Annotated in this window: 5 protein-coding genes; 3 read left to right on the top strand and 2 right to left on the bottom strand. The window is 67.8% G+C overall.

Annotation, left to right across the window (positions count from 1 at the left end; translation table 11 throughout):
- Window position 1 precedes the first annotated feature (1 nt).
- A complete protein-coding gene (locus FQY83_RS11485) occupies window positions 2-3,640 on the top strand; it encodes an FG-GAP-like repeat-containing protein (protein WP_158636490.1) in 3,639 nt (1,212 codons plus the stop codon).
- Between the two features lie 360 nt (window positions 3,641-4,000).
- Here the strand turns inward: FQY83_RS11485 and FQY83_RS11480 are convergent, their stop codons facing one another.
- Together FQY83_RS11480 and FQY83_RS11475 are read right to left on the bottom strand one after the other, a co-directional pair.
- Entirely contained in the window at window positions 4,001-6,757 is a 2,757-nt protein-coding gene (locus FQY83_RS11480) for a TonB-dependent receptor (RefSeq protein ID WP_146388077.1), read from the bottom strand.
- A gap of 348 nt (window positions 6,758-7,105) precedes the next feature.
- Window positions 7,106-8,722, bottom strand: coding sequence for an alpha-glucosidase family protein (locus FQY83_RS11475; protein ID WP_146388146.1), 1,617 nt, complete (start codon window positions 8,720-8,722; stop codon window positions 7,106-7,108).
- 344 nt (window positions 8,723-9,066) lie between these two features.
- Here FQY83_RS11475 and FQY83_RS11470 point away from each other — a divergent pair, with 344 nt between their 5' ends.
- The gene (locus FQY83_RS11470) at window positions 9,067-10,560 is read left to right on the top strand and encodes an MFS transporter (RefSeq protein WP_146388076.1); all 1,494 of its coding nucleotides are present in this window, start codon (window positions 9,067-9,069) and stop codon (window positions 10,558-10,560) included.
- 197 nt (window positions 10,561-10,757) lie between these two features.
- Complete coding sequence (locus FQY83_RS11465; protein WP_192906699.1) at window positions 10,758-12,428, top strand: alpha-amylase family glycosyl hydrolase; 1,671 nt, start codon at window positions 10,758-10,760, stop codon at window positions 12,426-12,428.
- The last annotated feature ends 257 nt before the right edge of the window (window positions 12,429-12,685 follow it).

Here is a 12,685-nt window from a genome sequence, read left to right as displayed (position 1 = left end):
GATGCGTGGAATCCGGTTCCCGGTCCTCCTGTTTCTTTCTCCCGGCTGGAATATTGGCGGAATCCCGCTAACATCCAGACAAGTCCGGGGGGATCTGGAGAAGGGGGAAACCATGGATTCTGTTGAACAGCCGACGCGTGGCGGCGTGCGCCTGCGCGAGCATGGCGGTGCTGCAATCGCACTGTTGCTGGTCATCGCAGTCATTGCCGGCGGCTTGTTGTGGCTGTGGTTGCGTCCGGTTGCGGACGGGGTGCCAATGGACGAGGGAACCGCGCAGGCTGCCGGTCACCCGTACCCGTACCTGGCCGCCACCGGGCGCGACCTGGTGGCGCCGGTGGCCGACGATGGCAACCGGTTCGCGCCTGCCGCGACGACGGCGTCCGCGCCGGTGCGTGTCGGAATCAGCCGGGTCGCGGCGGAACGCGCGGTTGGTGACGGCACGTTGCGCATCGCGCTGCCGGGGCGGGCGGCGTATCCGGTCCGCTATGAGCGGCAGGAAACCTCGCCTTCGGGAGACTGGACCTTCGTCGGCCGGGTGGACACGCCGCTGGGCAAGCTGGCGGCGGTGATCACGTTCGGTCGCGATGGCGTATTCGGTGTCCTGCCGACGCCGGAAGGGCGGATGCTGCACATCGTGACCAACCACGGGGAATCCTATGTCCAGCCCGCAGGCGGGCTGATGCCGGCAGGCGTGCCGGACTACGTCGTGCCGCAGGACGTGGTCGTGCCAGGCCAATCCCCGGCCACCGCGCAGGCGAGGACGACGGCAGCGCTTCCCGCCGGCGGAGACAGTGCTGCGCTGAGAGCCGCGACGCCGCAGGCACCGGCCCGCGTGGCGCCGGTGCCGGAGAAGGCGGCCGGAGAGGTCACCATCAATCTGCTGGGCGTGTACACCGCCAACCTGGTGGCGCTGCGCGGATCGACGTCGGCGGCGGAGAGCGAGTTCACCAACCTCGTTGCGGTCGCCAACCAGGCCCATGCCGACAGCGGCACCGTCGCGCGTTTCCACGTGGTCGGCCTGGAGCAGGCCGACTATCCGGCAGAGGAATACAACAGCACTGCGCTGGACGCGCTGTACATGAACGAGGTTCCGGGCATCGATGTGCGGGCGCGCCGCGACGCACTGGCAGCGGACCTGGTGGCGATGCTGCGGCCGTACGCGCCCGGTGACACCACCTGCGGCATCGCTTACCTGAACGGTGCCTACTCGAACGGGGACGCGGGTTACTCGGTCACGGCGACCGAATCCTGCGGCCCGCTGGTGCTGGCGCACGAACTCGGGCACAACCTCGGCTCGCACCACGATGCCGAGACGGCGCAGGGCGCGCAGGGCGCCTTCCCGTACTCCTACGGATACCGCCAGGACGGGCCGCCCGCGTTCGCGACCGTGATGGCCTACACCAGCGGGCAGCAGCAATGGATCGGATACTTTTCCAATCCGCTGAGCACCGCGTGCATGGGGACTGCCTGCGGCGTCGCGAACGAGGCGGACAATGTCCGCAGCATCAACCTCATGGCCACGCCGGTCTCCCGCTACCGCGATCCGCCGGGCAGCATTTCCATTTTCGACGCCCAGCCGGTATTCGAGCCGGATACGGGCGAGCGCGAGATGTACTTCGAGGTACGCCTGGCGTCGCCGGCGCCCGCGGGCGGGGTCCGCTTCGACCTCGTCAGCGGCGGCGGCTCGGCGGCCGGCGGCGTGGACTACGAGGGCTTCAACCTCGTCGACCAGCGGATCGAGGAAGGCAATCGCATCTACACGCTGGCCGTCCGCATTTTCGGCGACACCAAGGTCGAACCGGACGAAACCGTGCGTGTGACCCTGCGCAACGTCCGCGGCGCGACGCTGCTTACCGATGTCGCGACCGGCACGATCCTCGACGAGGATCCGCGGCCCCGGGTGTCGGGGAGGATCCTGCCGCCATCGGGCGGTTCGCCGCTGTCCTCCGCGCCGTCCCTGCGCGCCTGCTCCACCATCGAGCGGCCGGTCTACCTGTCCGAATGCGTCGACGGCGACGCCGGCACCGGGAGTTACTCGGTGGCCGTGCTGCCGGGGGCCAGGACGGTGCTTGAACTGCGTCCGGACGATCCGTACGGCCCGCAGACGATCGATCTGGGCGTGGTCGAGGCCGATCTGGTGAGGGATATCGTGCTCGAACGCGCCACTTGGATCAGCGGGCGACTCACCTGGCCTGCCGGCCAGCCGGAGCCGTCCGGCACCTGGGTCCTGGTCACGACCACCGATCCGAACGGCCTGTGGTCGTACGACTGGACCTACGCGACGCCGCCCGGTTTCGCGTACCGGTTCAAGATCGTCCGTGGCTCGATGGTCGGGCTGCAGGCGCAGGCCCAGGCGCCCTATGTCTTCCAGGACGTGGAGGTCGGGCGCGTGGAGGCCGACACCGTGCGGAACATCGAGTTGCGCTCGGTGCCGAGCCTGGTGATCGGGCAAGCCACGGCGCGCGAGGGCGACGGCACGGCATGGGTCAATGTCCGGCTGTCGGCGCCGGCGCCGGCGGGCGGGGCGAGGTTCACGATCGCCACGCGCGACGGCAGTGCGATGTCGGACAACGATTACGAGGCCACGAGCCTGGATGTCGTCGTGCCTGAGGGCCAGAACTACTACGGTTCGCTCACGGTCCGCCTGCAGAATGATCCCTGGAAGGAGCCGGAGGAGTGGTTCGCGGTAACGGCAACGAACCTGTCGGGCGCCTGGTTGCCCAACAATGGCGTGGTCCGCATCCTGGACGACGACACGGCGGTGCGTCCGCGCTGGCGCACCGGCGACTTCGGCGGTGACGGGGTCGCCGACATCCTCTGGCGCAATCCCGCCACCGGCGGGGTGTCGCGCTGGAACGGTCCGCAGTTCGCGACCTCGCAGGCGCTGACGACGGTCGACAGCGCATGGTCGATCGCCGGGATCGGGGACTTCGACAGCGACCACGTCGCCGACGTGCTGTGGCGCCACACGGGCACCGGGCGCAACGTGATCTGGCGCGGCGGGAACTCGAACACCCAGCGGCCGGTGAACGCGGTGAGCGACACACGCTGGTTCGTGGCCGGGCTGGGCGATTTCGATGGTGACGGGCGTTCGGACATCCTCTGGCGGCACGGCGGCGACGGCCGCAACGTCATCTGGAAGGCGGCGAACTCGAACCTCCAGCAGCCGGTGACGGGCGTGACCGACCTGGACTGGAAGGTCGCGGGCGTCGGCGACTTCGACGGCGACGGTCGCGACGACATCCTGTGGCGCCACGCGCGCACGGGCGTGAACGTGATCTGGCGTTCGGCCAACCATTCGACGCAGATCGCGATGACGGCGGTGACCAACCTCGACTGGGAAGTGGCGGGCGTCGGCGACTTCGACGCGGACGGGAAATCGGACGTCGTCTGGCGCAACCGGGCGACGGGCGTGAACGCGATCTGGCTGGGCGGTTCGATGGTGCGGCAACGGGCGGTCGTGGCGGTGACCAACCTCGATTGGACGATCGCGGCGGTGGGCGACTACGACGGAGACGGGCGTGCGGACCTGCTGTGGCGCAACGTGCGGCTGGGGAACAACGTGATCTGGCTGTCGGGCAACCATGCCAGCCAGCGCCCGCTGCAGACCGTGCACGTGTCCTGGCGGGTTGCGCGCTGAGGAGCGATCGGGCGGACATCGCCACGCGACCGGATCCATTCGCATCCGGTCGCGCGCGGGAATCGCAACGTGGGCCGGATCGCGGTCGGCCGGAGTGCGCCCGACGGCTCGGCGAATCGGCTTCATCGGCGGGCAGGTGTGGGTGCGCGCCGATCATGACAGACACCGGCGGCATCGGACCTGCACTGGACGGGGGCGCCAACCCGGCGGAACGAAGCGCGAGGCCGACGCGATTGGTCCCGCCCACAAGGACTCGATCGCGCGCACCCGCGATGTTCCCGGACTCGGGAGAAGAACCAAAAAAGAACCCCGCCGGAGGAGGGGCCGGCGGGGGAAGGTATGCGTTTGGTACGCGTCGGATCAGAACTTGTAGTTGAGGCCCACCAGGTAGGTGCGGCCCCACTCGATGCGCTCGAGTGGACGGTCCTTGCTGCCCGAGTAGGTGCGGTAGGACTCGTCGGTCAGGTTGCTGGCCTGGAGCAGCAGGGTCATGCCGGCCAGTGCGCTTTCACCGCTGAAGGTGTAGCTGAGCTGGGCGTCGGTGATGTTCTCGCCGACCACGTAGCGCAGGGTGCGTTCACCGGAGAAGTTGCCGATCTCGCCGATGAAGTCCGAGCGCCGGCGCTGGCTCACGCGCGCCTCGAAGCCGTTGCGCTCGAAGTAGGCGGTGAGGTTGTAGACGCGGTCGGACAGGCCGGGCAGGGTGATCGGGTCGTTGCCGACGCTGCTCGAGTTCTCGGGTGCGAGGATGCTGATGTCGCTGTCGTTGAAGCTGGCGCTGGCGACCACGCCGAAGCCGCGCAGGGCATCGCCGAAGACCAGGTCCAGTGGCAGCGACGCGGACAGTTCCAGGCCCTGCAGCGTGCCGCCCGAGCCGTTGAACGGCGCGCTGTAGCGGCCTTCGTTCTGCACCACCAGGCCCGGATAGTTCGCGCCGTTGGCCTGCAGCCAGGAGGCGACCTGGTCGGTGAAGTCGTAGCCGTCGCGGGTCTGGGTGTAGATGTAGCTGCGCAGGTCCTTGTAGAAGTACGCGGCGGCGACGTAGGCGCGGGTGCCGAAGTACTTCTCGTAGGAGATGTCGAAAGCGTTGGCACGCCACGGATCCAGTTCCGGGTTGCCGCCACCGGCGCCGGGGATGCCGGTGGTGGTGTCGACGCCGAATTCCATCGAGGCGCGCATCTGGTCCACGCGCGGACGCGCGACCTGGCGTGCCAGGGCCACGCGCAGGGTGCTGTCGTTGTTGAACAGGAAGGCGAGGTTCAGGCTGGGCAGGATGTCGGTGTAGGTATTGCCCTTGGTGATCGGGATCACCTGGCTGCCGACCGGCTGCGAGCCGTCCCAGTAGTTTGCGCTGGACGACTGGTCGGTGTGCTGGACCTGCACGCCGAAGTTGCCGCGCACGCCGACGCTGCCCCAGTCGGTATTGATGTTGGCGCGCACGTAGCCGGTGGACAGCTGCTCGTCCACCGTCCAGGCCTTCGGAATCAGGTAGTCCAGGTCCTCGACCGGATTGAAGGTCATGTAGCGGGCGACGGCTTCGGGCACGTTCCACGACGGGATGTAGCCGACGCCGGCGAAGCCCAGGTCCACCAGTCCGTACTGCAGGTCGGAGGCGATGGTCGTGTCGCCCTGCGCGCCCAGATTGATGTTGCCTTCCGGCTGGCGCTTGTTCTTGCTGCGGTCGGCGTAGTTCAGGCCGACGTCGATGTCGGCGATCCAGCGATCCACCGGCAGCGTCGCGGCGATCTTGAACGCCGCCAGCTCGTCCTCGACGCGGGGCGTCTTGCCGTAACCGGAACCGTAGATCGTGCCGGTGAGGAACAGCGATTCCGGATTCGAGTAGTCACGGCCCGGGACCAGCTGCGAGAAGCCGTCGGTGCGGAGATCGAGCTGCACGCTGTCAAGCTGGGGCATCGGCGTGAGCTGGGTGTTGTTCTCCAGGCTCAGCTCGTCGCGCGTGGTGCGCGACCAGCTCACGTCGGCCACGACGCGCGCGCCGCCGACGCTGAACTCGTTGTTCCAGCCGGCGGCTTCGATCTTGTCCTCGCGCTTGTTGTACATGCCGCGCACGAGCGGATAGACGTTGTTGGCGACGCCGCCGGTGAAGGTGTTGTTGCCGTTGACCTGCGTGCCGGTGATGTCGAGCCGGTCGAAGCCGCCGTTGTAGTCGCCGATGTGGACCTCGAACTGGTTGGCGGTATCGACCTGCTCGGCCTTCGAATAGAACAGGTCGAGCGTGCTGGTCCAGGCATTCGACGGCCGGAACTGCAGCGTCGCCATCACGCCGTCGCGCTCGAGCCTGCCGGTGCGGCGCAGCGCCTTGATGCCGTCGGAGTAGTAGGTGCCCTCGGCCACGCCCGGGCGCCAGTTGTCGCCGATTGCCTGCCAGGGTTCGTACAGGCCGACCTGATTCTCCTGGATCGGCGTGTCCGAGTGCGACCAGCCGATCGCGATGCCGAAGCGGCCGTCCGCGAACTGGTCGATGTAGCTGGCGTTGAAGCGGCCGCCGTCGTCGCCGATGTTGGCGGCATCGCCCAGCGAGTTTTCCTGGTAGCGGCCGCTGACCGCGATCACCGTCTCGGCGAAGTTCAGCGGACGCGCGGTCTGCATGTCCAGCGTGCCGGACAGGCCCTGGCCGATCAGGCCGGCGTCGGGCGTCTTGTAGATCGTCACGCCGCTGACCAGCTCGGACGGGTACTGGTCGAACTCGACGCTGCGGTTGTCGCCGGTGCTGACCATCTCGCGGCCGTTGAGCAGCGTGGTGGAGAAGTCGGGCGACAGGCCGCGCACGCTGATCACCTGCGCGCGCCCGGCGACGCGCTGCGCGGAGACGCCGGGCAGGCGGGAAATGGACTCGCCGATGCTGACGTCGGGCAGCTTGCCGATGTCCTCGGCGGAGATCGCCTCGACGATGGAGGTCGATTCGCGCTTGATCGAGATTGCATCCTCGATGCCGCGGCGGATGCCCGTGACCACGACCTGATCCAGGTCGGTGGTCTCGGTGGCGGGTTCCTGCTCGGCCGTGGTGTCCGTCGCCTGCGCGTGGACTCCCGCGGCAGCGAAGGTGATGGCCGATGCCAGGGCGGCGCTCAACAGGTTGCGTCTTGGTGTCAACATTTTCCCCTCCCGAAGGACATGCTGGTTTGCTGCGAAATGGGTGGAACTGCCCCGACGCACGTCGATTTTCCGGCGTGGATGCGTTGGCTCAATGGTATGCGTGATGCAGCGGATGGAATTCCCTTCGCATACGTATTCATGGGGAAATCCAGCGGGTTTTTCCTGGTTCCGGGTGCCGGGAAACGAACGATTGAACCAGCCTCGTGCGTCCCTCGCCGCGCGCGCAACGACAGTCGTTCAGAAGTTCTGGCTGCCTCCCTGTAGGAGCGCCTTCAGGCGCGACCGCTCTCCGCTGCGTGAATGCCCCCGGGTCGCGGCTGAAGCCGCTCCTACAGGCGATGCATCGGGTCAATCGATCGATCTGGCGTGCACGGCTTCCGCTCCTGCATGGCTGGCAGCAAGCGTTGCCTGCGTTTCGATCTCGCCAAGGAAGACGCCGTAGCCGGGCAGTCGGAGGCGGCCCGCGGCGATCTCTCCGGCGGGCAGGCCCTGCGGTTCGTGCATCGCCGCTTCGATTCCCGGCAGCGCGACATCGATCGGCTGCGCGGACAGGTTGAAGGCCGCGAACAGCTGCTGCCCGGGCGCGCTGCGCACGAAGGCGAGCACCGGTTCTGGCGTGTCGACGAAACGGATCCCGCCCTCGCGCAGCGCAGGCTGCGCGCTGCGCCAGCGCAGGAAGCGGCGAACACAATTGAGGACGGACCCGGGATCGCCGGACTGCGCCTCGACGCTGCGGGGGCGATGCGCCTCCGGCACCGGCAGCCACGGCTCGCCGGTGGTGAACCCGCCGCGTTCGTCGCCGTTCCACGGCATCGGCGTGCGGCAGCCGTCGCGGCCCTTGAAGTTCGGCCAGAACGTCACGCCGTAGGGATCGCGCAGCGCCTCGAACGGGACGTCGGCTTCTTCCAGCCCGAGTTCCTCGCCCTGGTACAGGCAGACCGAGCCGCGCAGCGAGCACACCAGCGCGACCAGCATCTTCGCAAGCCCGGGCGGCGGGTTCGCGCCGCCCCAGCGTGTCGCCGCGCGCTGCACGTCGTGGTTGGAGATCGCCCAGCACGGCCAGCCTTCGGTCATCGCCGCTTCCAGCCGTTCGACCGTGCCGCGGATGTAGGTGGCGCTGAAGTCGTCGGTCAGCAGCTCGAAGCTGTAGCCCATGTGCAGGCGGCGCGGATTGACGTATTCGGCGGTGGTGGCGAGGGAATCCTCGGACGAGATCTCGCCGAGCGTGGTCGCGCCCGGATAGCGGTCGAGCAGGGCGCGCAGCGATTCCAGGAACGGCAGGTTCTCCGGCTGGGTGTTGTTGTGGTAGTGGTACTGGTAGGCGTAAGGATTGTCGGGGCTGAAGCCGCGGCCGACGCGCTTGTCCTTGGGCTTGGGCGGGTTGTCGCGCAGCTGGCGGTCGTGGAAGCAGAAATTGATCGCGTCCAGGCGCAGCCCGTCGACGCCGCGATCGAGCCAGTACCTGACGTTGTCCAGCGTCGCCGCCTGCACCTCGGGATTGTGGAAGTTGAGGTCGGGTTGCGCCGACTGGAAGTTGTGCAGGTAGTACTGCTCGCGCCGCGGTTCCCACTTCCAGGCGACGCCGCCGAACAGCGCCATCCAGTTGTTCGGCGGTGTACCGTCTTCCTTCGGATCGGCCCAGACGTACCAGTCGGCCTTGGGGTTGTCGCGGCTGAGCCGGCTTTCGCGGAACCAGTCGTGCTGGTCCGAGGTGTGGCTCAGCACCTGGTCGATCATGACGCGGATGCCGAGGCCGTGCGCCTTGGCCAGCAGGCGGTCGAAGTCGTCGAGCGTGCCGAACAGCGGGTCGACGGCGCGGTAGTCGGCGATGTCGTAGCCGAAGTCGGCCATCGGCGACTTGAAGAAGGGCGAGATCCAGATCGCGTCGACGCCGAGCTCGGCAATGTAGTCGAGCCGGTCGATGATGCCCGGCAGGTCGCCGACGCCGTCGCCGTCGGTGTCCATGAAGCTGCGCGGGTAGATCTGATAGATCACCGCGCCGCGCCACCAGTCCTCTGCCTTCTGTGTTGCCACGCCGAACTCCGACCCCTTCCAGACGGGCGCCACTATTCCACAACGATCGCGTGGCGAAGCCTGCGGCAGGGTATGCACGGCGATGAATACGTATGCAGGTCGATGGCGTTCGCGTACGCGCCGAAGTCGTCGCAAGGCCGCGAAAATCGCCTGAAACAAGGCGAAAAACGCGAATCCGTCGCGCGGTCGCGGGGGCGTGGGTTGCTGCGATGCGGCAAGGACAGCCGCCGGCAATCCGGGGACAATGCACGCGTCGCAAGGGGAGGTTCGATTGGATGGCGAGCAAGCCGCAACTGTCGTTCTGGCAGATCTGGAACATGTGCTTCGGGTTCCTGGGGATCCAGTTCGGCCTCGCGCTGCAGAATGCGAACGTCAGCCGGATCTTCCAGACGCTGGGCGCCGAGGTCGACCAGGTGGCCGGGCTGTGGATCGCCGCGCCGCTGACCGGGCTGCTGGTGCAGCCGATCGTCGGCTATCTCTCCGACCGGACCTGGACGCGGCTCGGGCGCAGGCGCCCGTACTTCCTCGTGGGCGCGATCGTCACCACGCTCGCGTTGTTCGTGATGCCCAACTCGCCGGCGCTGTGGATCGCCGCCGGCACGCTGTGGATCCTCGACGCCTCGATCAACATCTCGATGGAGCCGTTCCGAGCCTTCGTCGGCGACCAGCTGCCGCCGCGGCAGCGTCCAGCCGGCTTTGCGATGCAGAGTTTCTTCATCGGCGTCGGCTCGGTGGTCGCCAGCCTGCTGCCGTGGCTGCTGGCAAAATGGGGCGTGGCCAACACCGCCGCGCCCGGCGAAGTGCCGGACACGGTGCGCTATGCGTTCTACCTGGGGGGCGCGGTAGTGTTCGCCGCGATCGGCTGGACCGTGCTGCGCAGCCGCGAATACCCGCCGGACGTGCTCGCGTCGTTCGACGATGCCGAACCGCTGTCGCCGCAGTCCTGCGCCGGCAGCGCGCCGATGGGCGCCGCGCTGGCCTGGCTGCTGGCGGGCGCGGGGCTGGCCGCGCTGATCTTCGCCCGCGGCTGGGACCGGATGCTGTACGTGCTGGCCGGCATGCTCGCCGCCTACGGCCTGCTGCTGTTGCTGGCGCGGGTGTTCCCGCCCGGCGGCATGCTGCCGACCATCGTCGCGGACATGCGCGCGATGCCCTCGACCATGCGTCGCCTGGCCATCGTGCAGTTCTTCTCGTGGTTCGCGCTGTTCGCGATGTGGATCTACACCACCGCGGCGGTGGCCGACGTGCACTTCGGCAGCAGCGACCCGACCTCGGCCGCGTACAACGAGGGCGCCAACTGGGTCGGCGTGCTGTTCGCCGCCTACAACGGCTTCGCCGCGCTGGCGGCCATCGCGATCCCGTGGCTGGTGCGCGCGCTGGGTCCGCGCGTGAGCCACCTCGTCAACCTGTCGCTGGGCGGGGCCGGGCTGCTGTCGATCGCCGTGATCCGCGACCCGCAATGGCTGCTGCTGTCGATGGTGGGCGTCGGCTTCGCCTGGGCATCGATCCTGTCGCTGCCCTACGTGATGCTGTCCGAAACCCTGCCCGCGAGGAAGATGGGCGTATACATGGGCATCTTCAACTTCTTCATCGTGATCCCGCAGATCGTCGCGGCGAGCCTGCTCGGCTTCCTGCTGCGCGCGCTGTTCGGCGGGCAGCCGATCTGGGCGCTGGCGATCGGCGGCGCCAGCCTGATCGTCGCCGGCCTGTGCGTGCTGCTGGTGCGGCTGCCGCGGGGGAGCGAGGCGGGTCCGGTTTCGTCGCATTGACGATGACCACCGCAATGCCGATGTCATCCAGAACGCAGTGAGGGATCCGCCATTCCGGTGGTCGATGGCTGCGTGGAGCAGATTCCTCACTGCGTTCGGGATGACAGGCTTGCCCGCGGTTCGACGGTTTCATGCCGGGGTGATGGCCCGGCGCCCGTGATGACAATTTCGTGTTTCGAGGAAGAATGCCAATGAGAATCCGTTCCGCGCTGTTGCTGATGCTGCCCCTTGCGCTGTCCGCGTGCGCGGACGTGGACCGGCCGGCGCCGGCCGCCGGCGAGGCCTACGGCACGCTCGAACCGTTCGCGTCGGAGTCGATCTATTTCGTGCTGACCGACCGCTTCGTCAACGGCGATCCGGACAACGACCATCGCGACCAGGGCGGCGAACACCCGACCTTCGACGTCCCGCTCGCGCCGTGCGACGGCGTCACCGGCAACGTCGGCTACCTCGGCGGCGACTTCCGTGGGCTGCTCGACAACGCCGGCTACATCCGCGGACTCGGTTTCACCGCGGTCTGGCTCACGCCGATCATCGACAATCCCGACCAGGCCTTCACCGGCGGCGACGAGATCACCTGCACCGGCTTCGGCACCGACCGCGGCAAGACCGGCTACCACGGCTACTGGGGCGTGAACTTCTACCGGCTCGACGAGCACCTGCCCAGCGCCGACCTGGATTTCGCCGGGTTGACGTCGGGCCTGCGCGAGGGCGGGCTCAAGACCATCCTCGACGTGGTCGGCAACCACGGCTCGCCGGCGTTCACGATGCCGGTGCGGCAGCCACAGTTCGGGCAGATCTTCGATGCACGGGGCGAACTGGTCGCCGATCACGGCAACCTGCCGCCCGAACAGCTCGATCCGGCGAACAATCCGCTGCACCGTTTCTACAACACCAGCCGCGACCTGGTGCAGCTGAGCGACTTCGACGCCGACAACCCGGAGGTGATGGACTACCTGGTCGGCGCCTACCTGCACTGGATCGGGCAGGGCGTGGACGCGCTGCGCATCGACACCATCCGCCACCAGCCGCTGTCGTTCTGGAAGACCTTCTCTGACCGCATTCGCGCCGAACACCCGGGCATGTACATGTTCGGCGAGGCGTTCGACGACGTGGCGGTGAACATCGCGCCGTTCACGCTGCCCGAGAACGGCGGCATCAGCGTGCTCGATTTCCCGATGAAGACGGCGATGGTCGAGGTGTTCGGCAGCGGCCAGGCGGGCTTCGAGCGGCTGGGCGAGGCGCTGTACCTCGAAAACGGCCCGTACGCGAACCCGTACGACCTGGCCACGTTCTACGACAACCACGACATGCCCAGGATCGACGCCAGCGACGCCGGTTTCATCGACGCGCACAACTGGCTGTTCACCGCGCGTGGGATCCCGGTGCTGTACTACGGCTCGGAAACCGGCTTCATGCGCGGCCAGCTGGAGCACGGCGGCAATCGCAGCTACTTCGGACAGGAACGCATCGACGCCGCGCCACAGAGCCCGATCTTCGCGCCGCTGCAGCGCATCGCGACCCTGCGCCGCGACACGCCCGCGCTGCAGCGCGGGCTGCAGGTGAACCTCCTGCTCGAGGGCGACACCGCGGCGTTCTACCGCATCTACCAGCACGCAGGCGAGGCGCAGACGGCGCTGGTGCTGCTGAACAAGGGCGATGCGGCGCGGAACATCGTGGTCGACGCCCTGGTGCAGCCGGGGGAGTGGCGCGACGCCTTCGACGGCTCGGGCGTGCGCATCGGCGAACGCATCGAGATCGAGGTGCCCGCGCATGGCGTGCGCGTGCTGCTGCGCGATGCGGCGGTGGATGCGCCGGAACTGCAGGCGGAGCTTGCGCGGCTGATGCAGGGAGCCCGCGGAGAATAGACCGCCGCCTCGGTGTGCCTCCGCCGCTCAGGCCAAGGAACCTCTGAACAACTGTCATTTCGAGCGCGGCGAGAAATCTGCGCTGTTGATTTACCGGGATTTCTCGCTGCGCTCGAAATGAAAAGCCTGACTTGTCCGGAGGATCCCTAGGGCAGTTTTGGCGCAAACACTCACATATTCGTCGTCCCCGCGAAGGCGGGGACCCAGTGTCTTTGATCTTTGAAACCAACAGCAAAGACACTGGATCCCCGCCTTCG

This window comes from Luteimonas marina (assembly GCF_007859325.1).
In the GTDB taxonomy this organism is placed as follows: domain Bacteria; phylum Pseudomonadota; class Gammaproteobacteria; order Xanthomonadales; family Xanthomonadaceae; genus Luteimonas; species Luteimonas marina.
Note: the sequence above shows the minus strand (reverse complement) of the source record. Positions and strands in the feature narration are given on the sequence as shown.

What these genes read in the sequence shown, in the direction of transcription:
- FQY83_RS11485 (WP_158636490.1), top strand. Translation starts at nt 2, where the DNA reads ATGCGTGGAATCCGGTTCCCGGTCCTCCTGTTTCTTTCTCCCGGCTGG.
- FQY83_RS11480 (WP_146388077.1), bottom strand. Translation starts at nt 6,757, where the DNA reads ATGTTGACACCAAGACGCAACCTGTTGAGCGCCGCCCTGGCATCGGCC.
- FQY83_RS11475 (WP_146388146.1), bottom strand. Translation starts at nt 8,722, where the DNA reads ATGGACACCGACGGCGACGGCGTCGGCGACCTGCCGGGCATCATCGAC.
- FQY83_RS11470 (WP_146388076.1), top strand. Translation starts at nt 9,067, where the DNA reads ATGGCGAGCAAGCCGCAACTGTCGTTCTGGCAGATCTGGAACATGTGC.